We start from the raw sequence: 21,239 nt of genomic DNA on the forward strand, positions 1-21,239 counted from the left end.
CGCGGGCGTTGGCGTGCGCGCCCAACTTCACCCGCCCGCCTTTGTGGCGCCGCTCAGCCGTAGCTGCAGGGCCAGCACCAGGCGGGTGTCCGGGTCGTCGAGCGCGATCAGCTCGCCGATCCTGCGCAGCCGGTAGCGCAGCGTGTTCGGGTGCAGCGACAGCAGCTCGGCGGCCCGGGGGACGTCGTAGTGGGCGCCGATCCAGACGGCCAGGCTGCGTACGTAGTCGGTGCCGTGTCTGGCGTCGTGGCCGGAGACGAGGTCGAGCGGCTCGCCGTACAGGGAGGGTTTGGGGCGCAGCGCCGCGTCCACGTCCATGAGGAACAGCGCGGCCGACAGCTCCCCGTGCGCGCCGACCGGCTCCTGGGCGAACGGCCCGCAGACCGCCCGCAGTGCCTCCTCGGCCTCGCGGGCGCCGGCCGGCACCCCGCCCACGCTGTTCGCGGTACGGCCCAGCCCCGCCCGCCACCCGCCGCCCAGGCGTTCGCTCACCCTGGCCAGCGTGTCCAGGGTGATCCGGCGCAGCAGCGGCGCGCCCGCCTCGGCCGCGACGATCGCGTAGGCGCGGCCCCTCGCCACGCCCGCCGCCGCCCTGATCCGGTAGGCCAGGTAGGCGGTGCGCAGCATGTCGGCGGCGTGGGCGGCGGCGAAGGCGTCGGCGGTGCCCGCGTACGGGCCGAGCGTCACCACGGTGAGCGGCTCGCCGGGCAGCAGGCCGAAGGAGGTGGCCAGCTCGTCCACGGCGCCGACGCCGCGCAGGAGCCAGCCCAGGCACTCGTCGCGCCGCCGCCGCGCCTCGTCGGCGGCCAGGTTGATGCGCGCCAGGTGCGGCGCCGCGGCGGCGGCCGCCTCCATGAGCGCCACCTCGGCGTCGGCGGCCAGGGGCTGGTCGGCCTGCACCGCCCAGATCGTGCCGAGCGCCTCGCCGTGGGCGCGGATCGCGATGGCCAGGCGCGGGTAGAACTCGCGCGGCACGTAGCTCCAGACCGCTCCGTCGGCGCGCAGCACGCCCGCGTACTCCTCGGCGTTGGTCGGGTGCTCGGGCACCCTGCGGCCCAGGATGCCCTCCTTGCGCAGGTCGTCGATGCGCTGGCCCTCCACGGTGGAGTAGGCGAGCACGCGCATCGCCAGGTCCTCGATCGCCACCGCGCCGCCCACCTTGCGGGCCACCTCGTTGGCCAGCGCGAACAGGTCGGCGGCGCGGGTGCCGCCCGGGTCCTGAGCCGGGCCGACCAGCGCGAGGAGGGCGTCGATGAGCGTGTACAACTGGCCCCACGACAGCTCCGGCGGCACGGCCAGCAGCGCGGTGCCGGCCGCCCGCGCCGCCGCGGCCAGCGCGTCCGGGTCGCAGGTGCCGGGCTTGACGAACACCGCGGCCACCCGGCTCTCGCCCGCGCGGGCCAGGATCTCGGCCGAGGGCCGTCCGGTCACCAGCAGCGCCGCCCCGTCGAGCCCGGCCAGCGCCTCTTCCGAGTCGTAGATGACCGGCGAGCCGACCAGCGGCTCCCTGCCGCGCGGCAGGGCCAGCGGGCGCGCCACCTCGGGCCCGAGGCTGTCGACCAGGACGCCCAGCGTGACCCGCCCGCCGGCCGTCACCGGGCTCCTCGCCTGAGGATCCGGCCGTGCCTGCCGCCGGTGAACTCGCCGTCGGCGATCACCTGGTGCCCGGCGAGGAAGACGTGCTCGACGCCGGTGGGCCGCACATCCGGCTGCTCGTAGGTGCCCGCGTGGCCGATCCGGTCCCGGTCGAGGACGACCACGTCCGCGATCGCCCCGGGCGCCAGCCAGCCGCGGCCCTCCAGGCCGAACTGGGCCGCCGCGGCAGAGCTGACCTTGCGGATCGCCTCGGGCAGTTCCTCCTCGGTGACGTACTCGCCCAGGTAGACGGGGAAGGCGCCGAAGGTGCGCGGGTGGTTGGGCCCGATCGGCGGTCCGCCGTCGGAGCCGACCGACACCAGCGGGTCGGCCAGGAAGGCGCGCAGGTCGCTCTCGTGCATGGTGTGGAAGACGCCGGAGGCCTGCGGGTCCAGCCGCACCAGGTCGCACAGCGTCTCCCACGGGTCGCCGCCCAGGTCGGACAGGCGCTTGCCGGAGATGCCCGGGTCGGTGTGCGTGAGGATCTGCACGTCGGCCGGGTGCAGCTCGCGCCAGATGCCGACGCCGGTGCCGGTGTCCGGGCTCTCGGCCAGCGCGCGCAGCGCCGCCCGCTCCGCCGGGTCGGCGAGCCTGGCGAGCAGCGCCTCCTCGCCGCCCTCGCACGCGGCCGGCGGCAGCACCGCCACCAGGCCGGTGCCGAAGGCGAGGTAGGGGTAGACGTCGGCGCGCACGTCCACGCCCTCGCGCCGGGCGCGGGCCAGCTTGTCCAGCACCATCGCCGACGCGCCGTGCACCGCCCGTCCCGACGCCTTGCAGTGGGAGACCTGCAGCCGCACGCCCGCCCGCCGCGCCACCGCGATCGCCTCGTCGAGCGCGTCGGCCAGCCCCTCGCTCTCACTGCGCATGTGCGTCGCGTACGGCAGGCCCCACCGCTTGCCCACCAGCGCCAGCGCGACCAGCTCGTCCACGTTCGCGTAGGCGCCTGGCACGTACTCCAGGCCGCTGGAGAGCCCGGCCGCGCCCGCCTCGAAGCTCTGGGCGGCCAGCTCGCACATGTGCTCCAGCTGCCGCGGCGTGATCTCGGCGTTCATGCCCGAGGCGGCCAGGCGCAGCGTGTTGTGGCCGACCAGGACGGCGAGGTTGTTGCTCGGACCGGCGGCCTCGGCGGCGTCGAGGTAGTCGCCGAACGCGCGGAACTCGTGGCTCGACAGCAGCGAGGGCATGAAGCCGCCGGTCGCCGGGTCGGTGGGGCCGCAGGAGAAGCCGCAGTTGCCGACGATCTCCGTGGTGACGCCCTGGAAGAGCTTGAACGGCTGTGGCTCGTCCAGGAAGGGCACGGTGTCGGAGTGGCTGTGCGGGTCCACGAAGCCCGGGGCGACGACGAGCCCGGAGACGTCGATCACCCGGCGGGCGGGGCCGAGGCCGCGGCCGACCGCGGTGACGCGGCCCCCGGTGATCGCGACGTCGGCGGTCCGGGGCGGGCCGCCGAGGCCGTCGTGCACGGTCCCGTCGCGTAGTAGCAGGTCATGCATGGTGAAAGACTCCCCTGCCCGGTGTCGCGGGCGCTAGTGAGAAAGGCTGAAATGTCATGGGATAGCTGGTACGGAGGCCAAGAGGCGGCGCGTGTAGTCGTGAGCAGGGGAGTCGAGGACCTCGGCGGTGCCGCCGCTCTCCACCACCTCGCCGCGCGAGAGCACCACCAGCCGGTCGGCCAGCTGCCTGACCACCGCGAGGTCGTGGGTGATGAACAGCATGCTGCCGCCCACCTCCCGCAGCAGCTCCAGCACGTGGGCCTGGACCGAGACGTCGAGCGAGGCCACGGGCTCGTCACAGATCAGCAGCTCGGGCCGGACCGACAGCGCCCTGGCGATGGCCACGCGCTGCCGCTCGCCGCCCGACAAACCGGCCGGACGCCGGCCGGCGTAGGAGGAGGGCAGGCCGACGAGCTCCAGCAGTTCGCGCACGCCCAGCCTGTCTTCCTCCGGGCCCTGCGCCGCGGCCTCGGCCAGCGCGGCGCCGACGGTCATGGCCGGGTTGAGCGAGGTCGAGGGATCCTGGAAGACGCACTGCACGAGCCGGTGCCGGGGACGCACGGCGTCGGCCAGCGCGATCGTGCCCGAATCGGGAGTGGCCAGCCCGAGGACACAGCGGGCCAGCGTGGTCTTGCCCGAGCCGGAGCCGCCGACCACGCCGACGGTCTCGCCCCTGCCCACACGCAGGGATACGCCGCCGAGGGCGACGTGCCCGCCGTAGCGTTTGCGCAGGTCGGTGACGCGCAGCACGTCAACCCCCGCCGCCGGGCGCTCCGGCGGCGCGGCCTCCTCCACGCGGGGGCGGGGGCGCACCTCGTGCAGGCACGCCGTGCTCCGGCCGGGACCCAGCTCGCGCAGCGGCGGCCGTTCCTCCTCGCACGCGTGCGTGGCCTGGTCGCAGCGGGCGGCGAACGCGCACGTGGCCGCCACCTCGGCGGCCGTGGGAACGCTGCCCCTGATGCCGCTCAGCCGGGCCAGGCGCCGGTCCGCGGCCGGCACCGCGGCCAGCAGCCCGGCGGTGTACGGGTGCGCGGGAGATCTGGCCAGCTCGGCGGCCGGACCCTGCTCGACGACGCGCCCCGCGTACATGACCGCGACCCGGTCGCACAGCTCGAAGGCCACCCGCAGGTCGTGGGTGATGAGCAGCACGCCCATGCCGCGCGCCGCCTGCACGCGCTTGATCAACATGAGGATGTCGTGCTGCGTGGTGGCGTCCAGGGCCGTGGTGGGCTCGTCGGCGATGAGCAGCTCGGGGTCGCCGGCCAGCGCGGCGGCCAGCGCCACCCGCTGGCGCATCCCGCCGGACAGCTGGAAGGGATGGCGCTCGGCCACGCCGGGGTCGTCGATCCCGACCTCGGCCAGCCGCCGCGCCACCTCCGCCCGGCTCTCACGGCCCCGCAGCGACTCGGCGACGTGGGCGCCCGCCGTGCGCAACGGGTTCAGCATGGCGAAGGGGTCCTGCATGAGCAGGCTCACCCGGGTGCCGCGCACCGAGCGCCACGTCCGCTCGCGCACGCCCAGGAACTCCTTGCCGTCGAAGACCACCGAGCCCTCGGCCCGCAGCCCCTTCGGCAGCAGCCCGGCGGCGGCCCGCGCGGTCAGCGACTTGCCGCTGCCCGACTCGCCGACCAGGCCCACGGTCTCACCCGGCAAGACCTCCAGATCGACACCGTCCACGATGAGCCCAGCCCCAGTCCCGGACTCGCCCCCAGCCCCTTGCCTGGCCACGCGCAGCGCGGAGATCCTCATCGCAGCCCTCCCTTCGACAGCGACTCGAACGCCCGGTCGCCCAGCAGAGTCGCCGCGCAGGCGACCACGGTGATCAGTGCCGCGGGGGCGATGGCCGCCCACGGGTTCAGGTCGAGCAGGCCGCGGTTCTCCTCGACCATCAGGCCCCAGTCGGGCGTTCCCGCAGGCAGCCCGACGCCCAGGAACGACAGCCCGGCCAGCGCCACCAGCGCGGCCACGAAGCTGAGCAGCGCGCCGGCCACCACCGTGGGCGCGAGGTTCGGCAGCAGGTGCCTGAACATGATCCGCGCCGGCCGCAGCCCCAGCGTCCTGGCCGCCTCCGCGTACGCGAGCTCGCGCTGGGCCAGGGTGAGGCTGCGGATCACCCGGATGTCGCCCGGCGTGAACAGCACCGCCATGGCCAGGACGGCCCAGCCGTACCCGCCGCCGAGCACGCCCACGACCACGATCAGCACGAGCATGCCCGGCAGCGCGATGGCCAGGTCGACCGTGCGCATCATGACCGCGTCCACCCAGCCCCGCCGGTAGCCGGCCAGCAGCCCGAGCGAGGTGCTCAGCACCATCGTGCAGACGGCCACCACCACCGGCCACAGCAGCGCGGAACCCGCCCCGGCCAGCAGCCGCGACAGCACGTCGCGGCCCAGGTCGTCGGTGCCGAGCCAGTGCGCCGCGCTCGGGCCGGCCGCGCCGAGCGCGAGGTCCTGCGCGCCCGGATCGTACGGCGCGAGCCACGTCCCCGCCACGGCCGCCACCAGCGCCAGCCCCAGCACGCCCATCAGGATCGCCCTCATGCCCGCCGCCTCACCCTCGGGTCGACGGCCACGTAGGCCAGGTCGATGAGCAGGTTCACGGCGATCACGATCGCGCCGCCGAGCAGGACGAGCGCCTGCACCACCGGGATGTCCTTCTGGCCGACGGCGCCGATCAGCAGCGCGCCGAGACCGTGCAGCCCGAAGGCCCGCTCGATGAAGACCGAGCCGGTCAGGTTGGCCGCCAGCAGCAGCCCGCCCACGGTCAGCACCGGCAGCGCCGCGTTGCGCAGCGCGTAGCTGATCCACACGCGCCGCCTGGGCAGGCCGCGGGCTCTGGCGAAGGTCAGGAAGTCCTGCGCGGCCAGGTCGAGCGCGGCGGCCCGCATCTGCCTGACCACGATCGCCGCCTGCGCGGTGGCCAGCGCGATCGCCGGCAGCGTCAGGTGGGTCAGCCGTTCCAGCGGGGTGTCCCCGGCGCCGAAGACGGGGAACCAGCCCAGCGTGACGGCGAAGCCGTACAGCAGCAGGATGCTCAGCGCGAACGGCGGGATCGACAGCGCGGCCAGCGAGGTCAGCGTGATGCCCTGGTCGAGGGCGCCGCCGCGGCGCATCGCGGCGGCCAGGCCGGCCGGCACGCCGACCACCACCGTCAGCGTGAGCGCGTAGCCGGCGAGCGCGGCCGTGACGGGCAGCCGCTCGGCGAGCACGGCGGTGACGGGCTCGCGGGAGTAGATCGACGTGCCGAAGTCGCCGCGCACCGCGTCGCCGAGCCAGCGCGCGTAGCGGACGGGAAAGGGATCGTCGAGGTGGTACTGCTCGCGGATGGCGGCCCTGGTCTCCGGCGTGGACGGGCGGCCGCCCAGCAGCACGTGTTCGGGGCCGCCCGGCGCCGCCGCCAGCAGGCCGTAGGTGAGCACCGACAGCACGCCGAGCAGCAGGACCGCGGAGCACAGGCGTTTGACGACCGCCATCTCAGCGGCCCGCCGGGCGCAGGTTGGCGAAGGTGTCGACCGTCCAGGTGTCGAAGCCGACGGTGAACTTCTCGCTGAGGGCGGCCGCGTAGTCGGCGGAGTAGAGCGGGACGTAGGGCACCTGCTCGGCGATCTCCTTCAGCAGGGCGGTGACCTGGGTCTTCCTCTCCTCGCCGGTGGCCGAGGAGAGCACGTCGAGGCGCCGGTCGGTCTCGGCGGTGCCGTAGCCGGAGAAGTTGAAGCCCTGCGGCTCGGCGGAGGCGCGGCTGACCAGGTCGGGCAGCACCTCGATCGGCTCGGGCGTGCCGTAGGCCAGGTTGACGAACTGGATGGACAGGCGGTCGTGCTCCATGACGCGCGAGACGTACTGGTCGGCCGGGCTGGGCTCCAGGACGAGCTTGATGCCGATCTTGGCCAGGTCCGCTGCGACCGCCTGCATGACCGTGCCGGTGTCGCCGGTGGAGGCGTACGGGGCCTTCAGCTCGAAGCCGTTCGGATAGGCGGACTTGGCCAGCTCCGCCTTGGCGGCGGCCAGGTCGTGGGCGTGCTCGGGCAGGCCGGGCAGGTCGTCGCCGTACAGGGCGGTGATCTGCGGCTTCGGCAGCATGATCGTCGCGGGGGTGCCGTGCCCGGCGGTCATCAGCTGCGCCACCGCCTTGCGGTCGACCGCGTGGGCGATGGCCTTGCGCACGTGCGGGTCCTTCAGCGGGCCGGACTTCATCGCCAGCGACAGGTACGCGATGGCGTTGCCCGGGTAGAAGATCGCCTTGACCCCGGGCAGGTTCGTCCATTTGCGCGCGTCGCGGACGTTGACCGCGTCGGTGGCGTCCACCTCGCCCGACCTGACCGCCAGCCGCAGCGTCTCCGGGTCGGAGATGGTCTTGAACTCCACCTTGCGCAGCGCGGGCGGCTTGCCCCAGTAGGAGGGATTGCGCTCCAGCACCACGCCCGAGGTGAGCGAGAACCTGCTCACCTTGAACGGGCCGGTGCCCACCGTGCCGACCTCGGGGCTGCCCAGGTCCTTGGGGTGCGCCTCGGCCAGCTTGCGCGGCGTCACCTGCCAGGCGGTCGCCGCCACCGCCAGGAACGCCGGGCTCGGCCGCTTCATCGTGACCTTGACCTGACCCTCGCCCACGGCCTCGACCCGCTTGACCCCCGTGAAGTAGGAGGCGGCCTGCGAGGCGACCTTCGGATCGAGGTGGCGGCGCAGCGAGAAGGCCGCGTCGTCGGCGGTCAGCGGGCTGCCGTCGGAGAAGCGGATCCCCTTACGGAGGGTGAACAGGTAGGTGGCCGGGTCGGGCTGGGTCCAGTCGGCCAGCCTCGGCACCGGCTTGCCCGTGGAGTCGAGCGCGACGATCGTGTCGAGGACGGCGCTCTGGACGAGGGTCGAGGACTTGTTGAAGCCGTGCGCGATGTCCAGGCTGTTGGGCTCGGTGGCCAGGCCCCAGACCAGCGAGTCGCGGGTCTGGGCCGGGCTCGCCCCGGAGGAGCAGGCGGTGGTGAGCGCGAGTACGACGGCGGCGGTCGCGGCCTTCGCGTATGTCATGGGACCACCTCGGAAAAGAACGGGCGGGGACAGTCGGACGCTAGAAGCCGGACAGCCGCCGTTCACTGACCCGGCAGCCAAAACCCACGGTCCCCGCCTCGTCCTGCAGGCCAATCGGCGCACCCGCCGCGTACCGGCCGGAGGCGCACCAGGCGCGCCGGCCGCGTACCGGCAGGAGGAGCGCGCGGCGCGTCAGCCGCGTATGGACGGGAGGCGCATGCGGCGCGTCAGCCGCGTACGGGCAGGAAGCGCATGCGGCGCAGCCCGCCGCCGCTGAGCAGCAGCTCGCCTTCGTGCAGCCGCAGCGTGAACGGCCCCGCCTCCCATACCCCGCCGGGCGCGGGCGTCAGCGGCTCGGCCAGGGTGCGGCCGACGCGCAGCACACCGTCGCGCAGACTCGCCTCCACGCCCAGCTCGGCGCTGTGGAAAACCCCGTCGGGCGGCGGCGCCTGGCCGGGGACCCCGGCCGGGTAGAACACGACGGGCCCGCGGGCAGGATGGTCGGTGCCCGACAGCAGCCGCTCGCCGTCCACCTCCAGCCAGGCGCCCTCGGCGTCGCCGGTGCCGTGCCAGCGGCCGTCCTCGCGGGCGGTGAACGTCCCGGCGCCCTTGACCTCCAGGCCGGACTCCGTGCTCGTCAGCGTGAGCGTCGCCTCCGTCACCGGATCATGCCAGTACGGCCGCGCCGGCGGAGCCGGCGTCCCCGGCTCCGGTACGGCCGGCGGCTCCCGATCCAGCAGCAGCCCGAGCAGCCGGCCGGTCAGCCGCACCGGGTTGATCGCCGTCTGGTTCGACAGGATGGCGATGCCCACGCCCTCCTCGGGCAGGAACCACAGGTTCGACAGGTAGCCGTGCATGCCGCCCGCGTGTCCGAACCCGCCGTCGGCGCCGTGGTAGATCCCCAGCGCGTACGGCAGCGCCGTCCCGTCGGCCAGCACCCCGCGCTCCAGCAGCCGCGCGCGCAGGTCCGCCCCGAGCACCCGCCCGTCGGCCAGGAACCCGAACCACGGCGCCAGCCCGGACACGCTGGTCACCAGGCCGCCGTCGCCGACCGCGCTCTCCTCGGTGTCGGCCCGGCGCGGCTCGCCCCGCGCGGTGGCGTAGCCGTAGGCCAGCCGGTCCAGCGGAAGCGACGCGTCGTCGCGGAACAGCGCGTCGTCCATCCCGAGCGGCGTGAAGATCCGCTCGCGGGCGAACGCGGCCAGCGACGTCCCCGACACCCTGCCGACCACGATGGCGGCCAGCACGTAGCCGGTGTTGGAGTAGGAGAAGTCCGTGCCCGGCGGGAACGTCGTGCGCCTGACGTCCTTGACCATGTCCAGCAGCCGCTGCTCGGTCATCTCCGCGAGGGGGATGCCGGTGAGGGGTTGCAGGGCGTACCACTCGGGCAGGCCGCCGGTGTGCTGCAGGCACTGGCGCAGCGTGACCGGCGTGTCCAGGCTCAGCTCGGGGATGTGCGTGCGGACGTCGTCGTCCAGCGTCAGCTTGCCGTCGCGCTCCAGCAGCAGCACGCACGCGGCGGTGAACTGCTTGCTCGCGCTGGCGATGTCGAAGCGGGTGCGCTCGTCGACCGGTACGCCGAACTCCACGCAGGCCGCGCCGCCCACGGCGGTCAGGATCGCCGCGCCGTCCTTGTACACGGCCGCGGCGATGCCCGGGGAACCGGGCCCGACCAGCGAGGACACCTCGGTTTTGACTCGTTCGAGATCCATACGGCCAGTATCGCCAGAGGGCCTGCGCACTCCTTTGGCGTGCGCGACGACGGATGGGCCGCCGCCTTTGTGCCCTGCGCCCAAGGACCGCGGCTTGGGGGCACGGGGCCCAAGGACCGCGGCGATGGGCGCACGGCCCAAGGGCCGCGGCTTGGACGCGCAGGGCCCAGGGGTTGCGGCTCGGGGGACAGGGCACAAAGGCCGCGGCTTGGGGGTGCGGGGCTCGAAGGTCGCGGTTTCGGGTCGTGTGCGCGGAGGAGGGGGTTCGGGTCGTGTGTCCGGGAGGAGGTCAGGCGCCGGCGCGGGACTGGGTAAGGCGGTAGTGGGAGGGCGGGACGCCGTAGCGGCCGGTGAACGCCTGCCGCAGCGTCTCGGCGCTGCCGAATCCGCAGCGGGCGGCCACGGTCTCCAGGGGCAGCGAGGTGGTCGACAGCAGGTGGGCGGCGGCCTCCACCCGGGCCTGCCGGACGAACTTGCCCGGCGTCTGTCCCAGGTGGCGCAGGAACAGCCGGGTCAGGTGGCGCTCGCTCACCCCCGCGCCCGCCGCCAGCGTCGCGACCGCGAGGTCGGCGTCGAGGTGGGCGGTGACGTGGTCGACCACCCGCTGGACCAGGCTGTCGGCCGGGGGCGGCGCGGCGGTGAACATGCTCATCTGCGCCTGGTTGCCCGGCCGCTGTAAGTAGGTGACGAGCTGGCGGGCCACGGTGCGGGCCAGTTCGGCGCCGTGGTCCTCCTCGATGAGGGCGAGGGTGAGGTCCAGGGCGCTGGTGACGCCGGCGGAGGTGTAGACGTTGCCGTCGCGCACGAAGATGGGGTCGGGGTCGAGCAGCACCTCCGGGTGCTGCTTGGCGAGCATGCCGGCCCAGTTCCAGTGGGTGGTGGCGCGCCGGCCGTCCAGGAGGCCGGCGGCGGCCAGGATCCAGGCGCCCGTGCAGACGGAGGCCACGCGGCGGCTCTCGCGGGCCAGGCGGCGCACGTGCGCGACGAGCATCCGGTCGGCCGCGGCGTCCTGGCAGCCGACGCCGCCGGAGATCAGCAGCGTGTCGATGGGGCCTCTGATGTGTTCGAGCCGCTCGCCGGGCTGGAGCGTGACGGTGGGGCCGCAGTCGATGGAGCGGGCGCCGGGCGTGGCCAGGCGGACCTTGTACAGGGGGTCGGCGCCGCGCAGGTTCGCGCTCTCCAGGCAGCCGACGACGCAGGCGATGTCGAGCAGCTCTGCGGCGTCGTAGCCGACGACCACGAAATGCCTCATGCGCCGACCTTAAGCCTCTTGACGGGCTAACGGCGTTAGCCGTATTGTGGGGCTAACAGCGTTAGCCACCCCTCAGGAGGTTCCGATGGCCGTCGTCACCGCTCCCGCCCGCCGTAGCGTGGCCGCCCGCGTCGCGTGGGCCGCACTCGCCCTGTTCCTGCTGGCCTTCACCGTCCTGGAGGTCGTCAACCACGGCGCCCCCGCGCTGGTGACCGCGATCGTGTTCGCGATCGTGCCGGACCTGACGATGTTCATCGGGGCGCGGGAGGGGGGCGACGGCCGCCTGTCGCCCAAGGCGGTGCCGTTCTACAACTTCATGCACCGCCCCTGGATCCCGCTGGTGATCCTCGTCGGCTACTCCTTCGGCCCGGTCGACTTCGTGCCGCTGTTCGTGGCCGGCCTCGCGTGGCTGCTGCACGTCGCCGCCGACCGGGCCTTCGGGTACGGCCTGCGCAACCGCGACGGTTCGCGCGATGTCTGAGCGCGCCACCCAGATCGTCACCGCCGCCCGCGACCTGATCGAGGACGGCGGCGCCGGCGCACTGACCATGCGGGCGCTCGCCGACCGGCTGGGCATCCGGGCGCCCTCGCTCTACAAGCACTTCCCCGACAAGGCGGCGGTCGAGGCCCAGGTGATCGCGCTGGCCATGACCGATCTGGCCGAGGCGCTCGAAGCCGCCGGGCCCGGCCTGCCCGCCCTCGGCGCCGCCTACCGGCGCTACGCGCTGGCGCACCCCCACCTGTACCGGCTGATGAGCAGCGGGCCGCTGCCGCGTGACCTGCTGCCGCCCGGCGTGGAGGAGCGCGCGGCGATGCCGCTGGTGCGCGCCGTCGCCTTCGACGAGGCCGCCTCCCGGGCCGCCTGGGCCTTCGCGCACGGCATGGTGATACTCGAACTCGACGGCCGCTTCCCGCCCGGCGCCGACCTCGGCAGTGCGTGGGAGGCGGGAATGGCCGCCTTCTCGGTGTCCTAGCGCTCCGCCGGGGCCTCCCGCCTCGGTGTCCTCGTGCTCCGCCGGGCCCTCGCCTCGGTGGTCTAGCGCTCCGCCGGGGTCTCCCGCACGCGCAGGTCCAGGCCGCGGATTCCGGCCGGGGCGCCGAGGAGGGCGACCAGCGTGTAGGTGAGCAGGGAGGCGGCCACCGCGATGAACGTGGGCCAGCCGTCGAACGCCGCGCCGACCAGCGTGTTCGGCACGTAGAGCAGCGTGTTCTCCGCCCCGTACATGGTGGGGGTCAGGGCGAACAGCGCCAGCCGTACGACCAGGCCGACCGACAGCGCCGCAAGGGCGGCGCGCGAGGAACCGCGCCGCCAGAACATGCCGAGCACGAACGGCACCGCCAGGCACGCCAGCATGAGGTCGAAGGCCAGCGTGAGCAGGACGCCGGTCTGCGGCACCCGCAGGGCCAGCAGCACCGAGCCGCCGACCACCGGAAGCATCGCCCAGCGGGTCGCGCGCAGCAGCGGGTCGGCGCGCCCCGGACGGTGCACGCGGCGCACGGTGCCGACGTTGCGGACCGCCACGGCGGCGGTGCCGAGGATCGCGCCGTCGGCCGTGGACAGCGACGCGCTCACGATGCCCGCCAGCACCAGGACGCTCAGCCCGACCGGCGCGGCCTCGTCGAGCAGCGTCAGCAGTCCGCGCCCGGTGGACACCGCGACCAGCGCGAACGGCACGCCGACCACCGCCGTGCCCGCGGCGGCCAGGAAGCAGGCCCGGCGCGCGACGTCGGGGGAGCGGGCGGCGAAGACGCGCTGCATGAAGTCGATCGCGACGATGTCGCCGACGCCGAGCGCGGCCAGCGTGGCCCAGTTGACCACCGCGCCCTGCGCCGGATCGGACAGCTGCCCCAGGTCGAGCGGGCCCATGCCGGGCTCGTGCTTGAGCCCGAAGGTCGCCGCGACCCAGAACAGCAGCGCCAGCGAGGCGGCCGCGGTGACGGCCATCTGCACGATCGAGCTGTAGGCGTCGCTGAGGATGCCGCCGGCCAGCGTGTAGACGAGCACGGCGGCCACGATGATGAGCACGCCCACGGCGTACGGCGTGCCGAGGAACTTCTCGAACAGGAAGCCCCCGGCCACCAGGTTCCCCGCGACCAGGATCGCGAACGCCATGATCATCAGCACGGCGGCGGCGACCTCGGTGGCGCGGCCGTATCGCAGGCGGAAGAAGTCGGGCAGCGTCGTCAGGCCCATGCGGTTCATGGGTCTTGCGAAGAACAGGCCGGTGAGCAGCAGGCACAGCGCCAGCCCCAGAGGGAGCGTGGCGCCCGCCCAGAAGCCGAGCTTCGCGGCCTGGTCGGTGGCGCCGAGGGTGGCGTTGGTGTCGACGGCCTGGCCCATCAGCGTCGCCGCCACGACGGGTAAGGCCAGCGTACGGCCGGCGACCAGAAAGTTTCTGCTGTCCCCCGCGACCCGGCGGGCGACCAGCAGGCCGACGACGATCATGGAGAAGATGGCGAGCGCCACGCCCAGAATGACCATTGCTGGACAGCCGATCGTTGCGAGCGAAGACTCCGAAGACATGACCAACGTAAATCAAGAAGGCGCCTGGGCCCAGCGGGCCGAGGCGGAACTTCCGACGATGCGGCACGACGAGGAGATCGAGCGGGCGCTGGCCCACGGTCTGGAGGGCGCGCCGACGATCAACGACAGGACGATTCCCACGTTCGCCCGGGGGGAGCGGCCGCATTTCGCCGGCGAACGCGGAACCTTCCTGAAATGTCCTTACCTGGAGGATGTCCATGACGTCGGGGACGCCGAGGTGGCGATCTTCGGGGTGCCGCTCGACGCGGGGGCCACCTACCGCCCCGGCACCCGGTTCGGCCCGCAGGGCATCCGGCGCAGCACCAACCTGTTCGGCACCTACAGCTACGAACTCGGTGTCGACCTGCGCGAACAGCTCAACCTGGTGGACATCGGGGACGTTTTCACCATTCCCGGCAACCTGGAGAAGTCGTTCGACCAGATCAGCCAGGCGATGAGCCACGTCGTGCGGCAGGGGGTGATGCCCGTGGTGCTCGGCGGCGACCACTCGATCGGCTTCCCGACCATCCGCGGCCTGGCCCCGTTCCACGAGGGCAACATCGGCATCATCCACTTCGACCGGCACGTCGACACGCAGGAGACCGACCTCGACGAACGCATGCACACCACGCCGTGGTTCCACGCCACCAACATCAAGAACGCCCCCGCCACCAACCTCGTCCAGGTGGGCATCGGCGGCTGGCAGGCGCCCCGCCCCGGCGTCCAGGTGGGCCGCGAGCGCGGCACCACCGTGATCACCGTCGGCGACGTCGAGCGCGTCGGCGTGGAACGTGTGGCCGAGACCGCCCTGGAGCTCGCCTGGCGGAACGCCGAGGCCGTCTACCTGTCCTTCGACATCGACGTCATCGACGCCGGGTTCGTCCCCGGCACCGGCTGGCCGGAGCCGGGCGGCCTGCTGCCCCGCGAGGCGCTCAACCTGGTCCGGCTGGTCTCGGAACCCGGGCTGGCCGGGATCGAGGTCGTCGAGTGCTCGCCGCCCTACGACTGGGCCGAGCAGACCGCCCTGCTCAGCTCCCGCGTCATCCTCGACAGCCTCGCCGTCCAGGTCAGGTCGGGCAAGCTCGGCCGCAAGCCGGCCACCGGGGCGCGGCCCGCCTGGGGCCCCGCCGCCTGATCGCCCCGGCCTACTTCCCGGACATGATCAGGTCGGCGTTGATGGCGACCGCGGCGCGCAGGCCCGCGGCGGCGGCGCCGATCACGGTCTCCATCAGGCCCGACACGTTGCCCGCCACCCACACGCCCGGCACGTCGGTGGCGCCCGTGGGACCCGCGGGGATCTGGCTGCCGATCAGGTGGCCGTCCATCTCCTGGACCACGGGTTCGATGCCCAGGTCCTTGAGGAAGTCCGCGCGGGCGCGCATGACCGGGCTGACGACGAGGACGTCGCGGGCGACGGTCCCGCCGTCGGCCAGCCGTACGCCGGACAGGTGGTCGTCGTGCGTCTCCACGGCGGTGACGACGCCGTCGACCACCTCGATGTCGTGACCGGACAGGTCGAGATCGGCCATGGTGTGCGAGAAGAGGATCACGTCCTTGCTCAGCTGACGCCACAGCAGCGCCTGGTGTACGGCCAGCGGCCCCGTGGCCAGCACCCCGATCGCCCGGTCGCGCATCTCCCACCCGTGGCAGTACGGGCAGTGCAGCACGTCCCGGCCCCAGCGCCCGGCCAGCCCCGGGATGCCGGGGAGCTCGTCCTTCAGCCCGGTGGCCACCAGGATCCGGGACCCCTCGGCCACACCGCCGTCGCGCAGGGTGACCGCGAAGGCGTCATCGGGCAGCCGGGTCACCGACGACACGGCGCCCTCGCGGATCTCACCGCCGTAGCCGGTGAACTCCGCACGGCCCTTGGCGATCAGCTGGGCCGGCGGCAGCCCGTCGTGTCCCAGGTAGTTGTGGACTCCGTCGGAGGGAGCGTTGCGCGGCTCGCCCGAGTCGATCACCAGGACCGCCCGGCGGGAACGCGCGAGCGCCGTCGCCCCGCTCAGACCCGCGGCCGCGCCGCCTATCACGATCACGTCGTAACGTCGCATCTCTGTCATGCCGCAGAGAGTGCGTCATGGGCGGGCGAATTGACAAACATCGTTGCTGTTTTGGCAAACTGGGGCCGTGGAAGAACTGGCTGCCGTCCTCGGGTCCGTGGGGCCGAGGCTGCGCGCGCTACGGGTCGAGCACGGCGTGACGCTGAGCGAGCTGAGCACGACGACCGGGATCTCGCTCAGCACGCTGTCGCGCCTGGAGTCCGGGCAGCGCAAACCCACCCTGGAGCTCCTGCTGCCGCTCGCGCAGGCGTACCGGGTGCCGCTGGATGAGCTGGTCGGCGCGCCGGAGACCGGTGACCCGCGCATCCACCTGCGCCCCTTCAACCGCTACGGCCGGACCTTCGTCCCGCTGACCCGGCAGATGGGCGGCGGGCTTCAGGCATACAAGATGATCATCTTGCGGCAGGAGGACATGAGCGAGCAGCGCGCGCACGAGGGCTACGAGTGGCTCTACGTGCTGGCCGGGCGGGTGCGGCTGCTGCTCGGCGAGCGGGACCTGGAGCTGGCGGCGGGGGAGGCGGCCGAGTTCGACACCCGGCTGCCGCACGCCTTCACCACCGCGGGTCCCGGGCCGGCGGAACTGCTCTGCCTGTTCGGCGCCCAGGGCGAGCGCATGCACGTACGCGCCCGCCCCGCCGGCCGTTGACCGGGCGGAACCCGGGAGTAAAATCGAATCTTGCCGGCAGTCAGATCCGCTCCAACCTAAAGGAGAGGCGATGGCCGCCATCGTCGAACGGTACGACGTTCCCCCGCAGCACTTCTGGCTGCACGGCCCGTACGAGGGGCCGCCGGTCGCGTACGACGAGGCCGCGGGGCTGTGGAACGTCTTCGGATACCCCGAGCTGCACGACGTCCTCGCCGACCCGGGCACCTACTCCTCCGACACCATGCGCCTGCTGCCCAAGGGAGCGTTCGCCGAGGACGAGGGGTTCTCGCTGAAGGGCTTCCTCACCCAGATCGACCCCCCGGAGCACGGCAAGCTGCGCAAGCTCGTCAGCGCCGCCTTCACCCGCAAGGTCGTCGCCGACCTCGAGCCGAGGATCGCCGCGCTCACCGGCGAACTCCTCGACGCGGCGCGCGAGCGCGGCGGGCTGGAGCTCGTCGCCGACCTCGCCTACCCGCTGCCGGTCATCGTCATCGCCGAGCTCCTGGGCGTGCCTGCCGGCGACCGCGAGCTGTTCAAGCGGTGGGCGGACACGCTGTTCTCGCGGGAGACCAAGATCTCGATGAACGAGCAGGACCGGCGGGACCCCGGCACGGAGGCGGCGCTCGGGTCGTGGAAGGAGATGACGGACTACCTGGCCGGTCACGCCGCGGAACGCCGCCGCCGGCCGCGCGCCGACCTGCTCACCAAGCTGGTCGAGGCCGAGGTGGACGGCGAGCGCCTGCCCGACGAGCAGGTGGTCAACTTCGGGATCATCCTGCTGCTCGCCGGGCACATCACCACCACCATGCTGCTCGGCAACACGGTGCTGTGCCTGGACGCCTTCCCCGCGAGGCAGGAGGAGGTCCGCGCCGACCGCGGCCGGATCCCCGACGTCATCGAGGAGGCGCTGCGCTACGTCACCCCGTTCGCCGCGCTGGGCCGCGCCACCACCCGCGAGACCGAGCTCGGCGGCCTGACCATCCCCGCGGACGCGATGCTGCTGACCTGGCCCGCGGTGGCCAACCGCGACCCACGCCAGTTCGACCGGCCCGAGGTGTTCGATCCCGGCCGGGACCCCAACCCGCATCTGGCCTTCGGCCGCGGCATCCACTTCTGCCTGGGCGCGCCGCTGGCCAGGCTGGAGGGCCGGGTCGCGCTGAACATCCTGCTCGACCGGAACGCCACCCTGCGCACCGACCCCGCCGACCCGGTCGCCTTCATCCCCACGCCGACCATGACCGGCGTACGGCGGCTGCCACTGCAGTGAGGCTCATGTTCACGGACATATCGTGAAGCCCGATGGGTAGTCCTTCGTTACCCCCGACGTGACGGCGGATGACGATGACATCAGAACGAGTCGCCCTGGTCTCCCTGGGCAGTGAAGTGGTGCGGTGCGGGCTCTGCGCGATGCTGCGCGAGCTCGGCACCCTGGACGAGGTGGTCGGCAGCTCCTGCGTCGACCAGAGCATGGGCATCCTGCACTCCGGCCGCCCCACCCTCCTGGTGCTGAGCGACACCCCCGAGCCGCAGCGGGCGGAGAAGCTCGCGCGCACCGCCAGCGACCTCGGCGTCCGCGTGCTGCTGGTCCTGCGTACCGCCAGTGACAGGACGCTGGCCCAGGTGGCGCCCATCCCCGCCGACGGCTATCTCCTGGAGAACGTGCTCACCCGCGAGACGCTCTCCAGCGCGCTGAGCGACCTGGAGAGCGGGCTCGTGCCGATGCCCGGCGCGGTGGCGCGCAAGCTGATGGCCCAGATCGGGCCGGACACCCGGAGCCGCGAGGCGGCCCCGGCGCCGCGGGAGGAGACACCGGACGCGCTTTTGAGCTGCCGTGAAATGGAAGCGCTTGCACTCTTGGCCGAGGGCCTGAGCAACAAGCAGATCGCGCGCCGGCTCGGCATCTCCGAACACGGCGCCAAGCGGCACGTCGCCAACATCCTGGCCAAGCTCAACTGCCCGAACAGGACGCTGGCGACGGCGGTGGCGATCAGTCGCGGACTGGTGCGCGATCCGGGGGATCCGGGGAACTCACGCCGCCCGCGAGGGTGACCTCCGGCCGCCGGGACAGCCCGCGCAGCGGGGCGCGGGCCTTGAGCAGCATCTCCTCGTACTCCGCCGCCGGGTCCGAGTCCAGCACGATCGCGCCGCCCGCGCCCACCGACAGCCGGCCGTCACGGGCCACGGCGGTGCGGATCACGATGTTGAGGTCGGCGCCGCCGCCCAGGCCGAAGAAGCCGATGGCGCCGGAGTACACACCCCGCGCCCGGCCCTCCAGCCGGTCGATGATCTCCATCGTGCGCAGCTTCGGCGCCCCCGTCATCGAGCCGCCGGGGAAGCAGGCACGGGCCGCCGCCACCGCGCCGACCCCGTCGTTCAGGTGGCCGCGCACGGTCGAGACGAGCTGGTGCACGGTCTCGTAGGACTCCACCGCCATGAAGCGCGGCACGGACACGGAGCCGACGTCGCTGATGCGGCCGAGGTCGTTGCGGAGCAGGTCCACGATCATGAGGTTCTCCGCCCTGGTCTTGTCCGAGGTGGCCAGTTCCTCGCGCAGGGCGGTGTCGGCGCGCGGTTCGGGCGAGCGGGGGGCGGTGCCCTTGATCGGCTTGGACTCGGCGACGCCGTCCCTGCCGACCTTGAGGAAGCGCTCCGGCGAGGAGCACAGCACGTGCGTGTCGTCCAGGCGCAGGTACGCGGCGTAGGGGGCCGGGTTGAGCCGCCGCTGGGCCAGGTAGAGCTCGAACGGGGAGCCGTCGAAGGGGATCTCGGCGGTGTCGGTCAGGCAGATCTCGTAGCTCTCGCCCGCCCGCAGCAGCCGCAGGCACTCCTCGATGTCGGCGACATAGCGCGCACGGTCCCTGACCAGCCACGGCTCGGGATCGAACCCCTCCTCGGGGCCGGCGGGCGCGGCGGCCGGTGCCGCTCGCGCGGCCCGGCAGGCGGCGGCGGTCCTGGCGACCCAGGCCCGCGCCGCCGACCGGCTCGCGCCGCGGCCGTCGGTCAGCGCCAGCACCCAGGACTGCCCGCGCTCGTGGTCGAGCGCGACGAGCCGGGTCGCCGACATCCAGACGGCGTCGGGCAAGGGGGAGACGTGCGCGGCCGGAGCGCCGCAGTCACGCTTGAGCTCATACCCGAAATACCCGACATATCCGCAGTTCAGATCAAACGGCAGTTCATCCGGTACGGCCCGCGCCGCCACCCGATCGGCCAGCACGTCGAAGACGGAGGCGAACACGGCCGACTCGGCGCCCCCCGAGCTGACCACCACGCTGCCCGAGCCCGGCTGGCAGGACAGCACCTCGCCGTGCGGCCCGCCCGCGTCCCCCAGGAACGAGAACCGGGCCAGCCCAGGCTCGGCCCGGCTGCTGTCCAGCCAGAACGCGTACGGCTCCGCCCCGAACACCTCCGGGAAGACCGCTTCGGCGTCAGGCACCCCGTCCACGCGCTCCACCTGCAGCGACCAGGCGGGCGCCGAGGTGAGAGTGACGGCGCGGCCGTACGCCAGATCGCGGAAGTTGCGCATCAACGCCGGCCCGTGCTCGGTGGAGATCGACTCCGGATGGAACTGCACCCCCCACCAGGGCATCTCGCGATGCCGCAGCCCCATCACCACCGCGTCGGCGCTCCACGCGGTGATCTCCAGGTCCGCGGGCGGCGGCGTGGCCACGCACAAGGAGTGGTAGCGCACGGCGGCGAAGCCCTGCGGCAGCCCGCGGAACAGGTCGCGGCCGCAGTGCCGGATCTCCTCCACGTACCCGTGGATCGGGATGGGCGCCGGGACCACGTCGGCGCCCGACATCCACGCCAGCGCCTGGTGGCCGAGGCAGACGCCCAGCACGGGCAGGCCGGAACGCCGGATCACCTCCAGCGTGACGCCGACGTCGCGCTCCTTCTGCGGGCGTCCGGGACCGGGGGAGACGATGAGCGCGTCGAACCGGCCGGGATCCAGGCCGTCCCAGCGCGGGTCGTCGTTGGTCAGCACGACCGGCTCCACGCCGTAGGCCTGGGCGGCGAGCTGGAACAGGTTGTAGGTGTAGGAGTCGTGGTTGTCCACGATCAGGGTGCGCACGGCTGCTCCCGGGCCGGCAGGACCGGCAGCACCGCGCGGTGGCTGACGGCCTGCCGCCACTCCGCCGCCCGCGCCGAGATCCGGGCCGCCGCCCTGGTACGGCCGGCCGCGTCGACCCACGCCCGCACCGGACGCAGCCCGTGCAGGGCGTTGACGCTCCAGGTCTCCAGCTCCATCAGCTCCGCCACGCTCACCCGCTCCTGCCTGACCGGGCAACGCCAGCAGGCGGCCAGCCGTTCCAGATGGATCCTGGTCACCGACGGCAGGACCGGCAGGGCGCGATCGGGCACGCACAGCGTGCCGCCGCGCCACCACACCAGCGCGCTGTGGGCGCTCTCCAGCGCGGTGCCGCGACGGTCGTAGAGCAGCGCGTCGTCGGCCCCCCGCGCCCTGGCCCGATCGCGCAGCTCCGCCAGCACCCGCAGGTCGGGGCCCTTGACGGTGGGACGGCGGCGCGGGTCGGCGGCCGTCGGGATCCAGAGGGTGACCTCCGCGTCGCCCGGCTCGGGAGCGGGCCTGGGCCAGAGCGCCAGCCGGGGACCGGCTCCCGTGTACGCCTCGACCCGGGGGAACCAGCGGCCGTGGCCGGGCAGCCGGTGGCGTACCGCGTCGAGGAAGTCGTGGACCGCGGCGGCCCGCAGGCCGGGTACCAGCTCCGTGCTGGCGCGCACGAAGCGCTCCTCGTGCAGGGGCAGGTCGCGCACCCGCTCGTCGGTGACCAGCCACGAGTCCACGACCGCGGGCTCGCCGGGTGGCCGGGGGGCGGCGGGCACCAGGCCGGAGCCCGGGTCCCACGCCAGGCGCTCGTCCGCGCGGACGGTCAGCATGCC

Annotated in this window: 18 protein-coding genes; 6 read left to right on the top strand and 12 right to left on the bottom strand. The window is 73.5% G+C overall.

Annotation, left to right across the window (positions count from 1 at the left end):
• Nucleotides 1–27: 27 nt before the first annotated feature.
• The 8 genes from ACIBI5_RS14300 to ACIBI5_RS14335 all read right to left on the bottom strand — a co-directional run bounded on the left by ACIBI5_RS14300 (nt 28) and on the right by ACIBI5_RS14335 (nt 11,110).
• The gene (locus tag ACIBI5_RS14300; RefSeq protein ID WP_397246719.1) at nt 28–1,596 is read right to left on the bottom strand and encodes a PucR family transcriptional regulator; all 1,569 of its coding nucleotides are present in this window, start codon (nt 1,594–1,596) and stop codon (nt 28–30) included.
• Nucleotides 1,593–3,128, bottom strand: a complete 1,536-nt coding sequence (locus ACIBI5_RS14305; RefSeq protein WP_397246721.1) for an amidohydrolase family protein — start codon at nt 3,126–3,128, stop codon at nt 1,593–1,595. Before ACIBI5_RS14305 ends, ACIBI5_RS14300 begins: the two co-directional genes overlap by 4 nt.
• A 54-nt stretch (nt 3,129–3,182) precedes the next feature.
• Nucleotides 3,183–4,877 carry an oligopeptide/dipeptide ABC transporter ATP-binding protein gene (locus tag ACIBI5_RS14310; RefSeq protein WP_397246723.1) on the bottom strand — a complete coding sequence of 565 codons (1,695 nt, stop codon included), beginning with the start codon at nt 4,875–4,877 and terminating at the stop codon, nt 3,183–3,185.
• Nucleotides 4,874–5,668, bottom strand: coding sequence for an ABC transporter permease (locus tag ACIBI5_RS14315; RefSeq protein ID WP_397246725.1), 795 nt, complete (start codon nt 5,666–5,668; stop codon nt 4,874–4,876). Before ACIBI5_RS14315 ends, ACIBI5_RS14310 begins: the two co-directional genes overlap by 4 nt.
• Nucleotides 5,665–6,600 (bottom strand): ABC transporter permease, encoded by a 936-nt coding sequence (locus ACIBI5_RS14320; protein WP_397246727.1) that lies wholly within the window; start codon nt 6,598–6,600, stop codon nt 5,665–5,667. Before ACIBI5_RS14320 ends, ACIBI5_RS14315 begins: the two co-directional genes overlap by 4 nt.
• 1 nt (nt 6,601) lies before the next feature.
• Complete coding sequence (locus tag ACIBI5_RS14325) at nt 6,602–8,146, bottom strand: ABC transporter substrate-binding protein (protein ID WP_397246729.1); 1,545 nt, start codon at nt 8,144–8,146, stop codon at nt 6,602–6,604.
• Between the two features lie 227 nt (nt 8,147–8,373).
• Nucleotides 8,374–9,858 carry a serine hydrolase domain-containing protein gene (locus ACIBI5_RS14330; protein ID WP_397246731.1) on the bottom strand — a complete coding sequence of 495 codons (1,485 nt, stop codon included), beginning with the start codon at nt 9,856–9,858 and terminating at the stop codon, nt 8,374–8,376.
• Between the two features lie 289 nt (nt 9,859–10,147).
• Nucleotides 10,148–11,110: a GlxA family transcriptional regulator gene (locus tag ACIBI5_RS14335; protein WP_397246733.1), complete on the bottom strand. Its 963-nt coding sequence runs from the start codon at nt 11,108–11,110 to the stop codon at nt 10,148–10,150.
• 85 nt (nt 11,111–11,195) lie between these two features.
• Here ACIBI5_RS14335 and ACIBI5_RS14340 point away from each other — a divergent pair, with 85 nt between their 5' ends.
• Both ACIBI5_RS14340 and ACIBI5_RS14345 read left to right on the top strand, forming a co-directional pair.
• Nucleotides 11,196–11,591 carry a DUF4260 family protein gene (locus ACIBI5_RS14340; protein ID WP_397246735.1) on the top strand — a complete coding sequence of 132 codons (396 nt, stop codon included), beginning with the start codon at nt 11,196–11,198 and terminating at the stop codon, nt 11,589–11,591.
• Nucleotides 11,584–12,084, top strand: coding sequence for a TetR/AcrR family transcriptional regulator (locus tag ACIBI5_RS14345; RefSeq protein WP_397246737.1), 501 nt, complete (start codon nt 11,584–11,586; stop codon nt 12,082–12,084). The genes ACIBI5_RS14340 and ACIBI5_RS14345 overlap by 8 nt, the downstream gene beginning before the upstream one ends.
• Before the next feature lie 62 nt (nt 12,085–12,146).
• On the opposite strand, the gene ACIBI5_RS14350 is transcribed toward ACIBI5_RS14345, so the two are convergent.
• Complete coding sequence (locus ACIBI5_RS14350; RefSeq protein WP_397246739.1) at nt 12,147–13,592, bottom strand: sodium:solute symporter family protein; 1,446 nt, start codon at nt 13,590–13,592, stop codon at nt 12,147–12,149.
• Between the two features lie 40 nt (nt 13,593–13,632).
• Between ACIBI5_RS14350 and ACIBI5_RS14355 the strand changes: the two genes are divergently transcribed.
• A complete protein-coding gene (locus ACIBI5_RS14355; RefSeq protein ID WP_397246741.1) occupies nt 13,633–14,769 on the top strand; it encodes an agmatinase family protein in 1,137 nt (378 codons plus the stop codon).
• 10 nt (nt 14,770–14,779) lie between these two features.
• Here the strand turns inward: ACIBI5_RS14355 and ACIBI5_RS14360 are convergent, their stop codons facing one another.
• Complete coding sequence (locus ACIBI5_RS14360) at nt 14,780–15,694, bottom strand: NAD(P)/FAD-dependent oxidoreductase (protein WP_397246743.1); 915 nt, start codon at nt 15,692–15,694, stop codon at nt 14,780–14,782.
• 67 nt (nt 15,695–15,761) lie between these two features.
• Here ACIBI5_RS14360 and ACIBI5_RS14365 point away from each other — a divergent pair, with 67 nt between their 5' ends.
• The 3 genes from ACIBI5_RS14365 to ACIBI5_RS14375 all read left to right on the top strand — a co-directional run bounded on the left by ACIBI5_RS14365 (nt 15,762) and on the right by ACIBI5_RS14375 (nt 18,389).
• Complete coding sequence (locus tag ACIBI5_RS14365; protein WP_397246745.1) at nt 15,762–16,340, top strand: helix-turn-helix domain-containing protein; 579 nt, start codon at nt 15,762–15,764, stop codon at nt 16,338–16,340.
• Between the two features lie 70 nt (nt 16,341–16,410).
• The gene (locus ACIBI5_RS14370; protein ID WP_397246747.1) at nt 16,411–17,607 is read left to right on the top strand and encodes a cytochrome P450; all 1,197 of its coding nucleotides are present in this window, start codon (nt 16,411–16,413) and stop codon (nt 17,605–17,607) included.
• Between the two features lie 74 nt (nt 17,608–17,681).
• On the top strand, nt 17,682–18,389 hold the full coding sequence (locus ACIBI5_RS14375; protein ID WP_397246749.1) for a response regulator transcription factor: 708 nt from the start codon (nt 17,682–17,684) through the stop codon (nt 18,387–18,389).
• Here the strand turns inward: ACIBI5_RS14375 and pabB are convergent.
• Together pabB and ACIBI5_RS14385 are read right to left on the bottom strand one after the other, a co-directional pair.
• Nucleotides 18,328–20,409 (bottom strand): aminodeoxychorismate synthase component I, encoded by a 2,082-nt coding sequence (gene pabB / locus ACIBI5_RS14380; protein WP_397246751.1) that lies wholly within the window; start codon nt 20,407–20,409, stop codon nt 18,328–18,330. The two genes, ACIBI5_RS14375 and pabB, sit on opposite strands and share 62 nt — an antisense overlap.
• On the bottom strand, nt 20,397–21,236 hold the full coding sequence (locus tag ACIBI5_RS14385) for an aminotransferase class IV (protein ID WP_397246753.1): 840 nt from the start codon (nt 21,234–21,236) through the stop codon (nt 20,397–20,399). Before ACIBI5_RS14385 ends, pabB begins: the two co-directional genes overlap by 13 nt.
• Nucleotides 21,237–21,239 lie beyond the last annotated feature (3 nt).

It is taken from the genome of Nonomuraea sp. NPDC050540 (genome assembly GCF_044457485.1).
GTDB lineage: Bacteria > Actinomycetota > Actinomycetes > Streptosporangiales > Streptosporangiaceae > Nonomuraea.

Bases quoted from the DNA above. Each gene is read 5' to 3' on its own strand.
- ACIBI5_RS14305 (WP_397246721.1), bottom strand. From the start codon at position 3,128: ATGCATGACCTGCTACTACGCGACGGGACCGTGCACGACGGCCTCGGC.
- ACIBI5_RS14310 (WP_397246723.1), bottom strand. From the start codon at position 4,877: ATGAGGATCTCCGCGCTGCGCGTGGCCAGGCAAGGGGCTGGGGGCGAG.
- ACIBI5_RS14315 (WP_397246725.1), bottom strand. From the start codon at position 5,668: ATGAGGGCGATCCTGATGGGCGTGCTGGGGCTGGCGCTGGTGGCGGCC.
- ACIBI5_RS14320 (WP_397246727.1), bottom strand. From the start codon at position 6,600: ATGGCGGTCGTCAAACGCCTGTGCTCCGCGGTCCTGCTGCTCGGCGTG.
- ACIBI5_RS14325 (WP_397246729.1), bottom strand. From the start codon at position 8,146: ATGACATACGCGAAGGCCGCGACCGCCGCCGTCGTACTCGCGCTCACC.
- ACIBI5_RS14330 (WP_397246731.1), bottom strand. From the start codon at position 9,858: ATGGATCTCGAACGAGTCAAAACCGAGGTGTCCTCGCTGGTCGGGCCC.
- ACIBI5_RS14335 (WP_397246733.1), bottom strand. From the start codon at position 11,110: ATGAGGCATTTCGTGGTCGTCGGCTACGACGCCGCAGAGCTGCTCGAC.
- ACIBI5_RS14340 (WP_397246735.1), top strand. From the start codon at position 11,196: ATGGCCGTCGTCACCGCTCCCGCCCGCCGTAGCGTGGCCGCCCGCGTC.
- ACIBI5_RS14345 (WP_397246737.1), top strand. From the start codon at position 11,584: ATGTCTGAGCGCGCCACCCAGATCGTCACCGCCGCCCGCGACCTGATC.
- ACIBI5_RS14350 (WP_397246739.1), bottom strand. From the start codon at position 13,592: ATGGTCATTCTGGGCGTGGCGCTCGCCATCTTCTCCATGATCGTCGTC.
- ACIBI5_RS14355 (WP_397246741.1), top strand. From the start codon at position 13,633: ATGACCAACGTAAATCAAGAAGGCGCCTGGGCCCAGCGGGCCGAGGCG.
- ACIBI5_RS14360 (WP_397246743.1), bottom strand. From the start codon at position 15,694: ATGACAGAGATGCGACGTTACGACGTGATCGTGATAGGCGGCGCGGCC.
- ACIBI5_RS14370 (WP_397246747.1), top strand. From the start codon at position 16,411: ATGGCCGCCATCGTCGAACGGTACGACGTTCCCCCGCAGCACTTCTGG.
- ACIBI5_RS14375 (WP_397246749.1), top strand. From the start codon at position 17,682: ATGACATCAGAACGAGTCGCCCTGGTCTCCCTGGGCAGTGAAGTGGTG.
- ACIBI5_RS14385 (WP_397246753.1), bottom strand. From the start codon at position 21,236: ATGCTGACCGTCCGCGCGGACGAGCGCCTGGCGTGGGACCCGGGCTCC.